The organism is Granulicatella sp. HMSC31F03 (assembly GCF_001807725.1).
In the GTDB taxonomy this organism is placed as follows: Bacteria; Bacillota; Bacilli; order Lactobacillales; family Aerococcaceae; genus Granulicatella; species Granulicatella adiacens.
In genome coordinates this window covers 1-371 of sequence record NZ_KV790853.1, presented here as the reverse complement: position 1 = coordinate 371, position 371 = coordinate 1, and the positions used below count along the sequence as shown (strand labels likewise).

At 39.4% G+C, this 371-nt stretch carries 1 pseudogene; it reads left to right on the top strand.

What is annotated here, in order from left to right:
• Window positions 1-371, top strand: a pseudogene (locus HMPREF3106_RS09655) (IS3 family transposase); the annotation flags it as partial.

The window sequence follows — 371 nt, the reverse complement described above, 5'->3', positions numbered from 1 at the left end:
AAAGAAAGAGTTTCTCTCGAATACGGCCTCCCTGCGCGTGCCACTCTTCACAACTAGCTCGCACAATACAAGAAAAATAAGTATACTATTGTTGAGAAAACAAGAGGGAGAGTACCTAAAATGGGACGTAAGCCAAAGAAAAAACCAGAAGAGATGACAGAACTAGAACGCCTTCAGGCTGAAAATGAGTATTTAAGAGCGGAGAATGCCATTCTAAAAAAGTTGAGAGAACTCCGCTTGAAGGAGGAAAAAGAGAAAGAAGAAAGACGCAGATTGTCAGAGAGTTAGTGTCAGAGTTTCCTTTAGATATTCTTCCAAAGATTATTACACTTGCTCATTCAACTTACTACTATCACTTAAAGCAGCTAAAC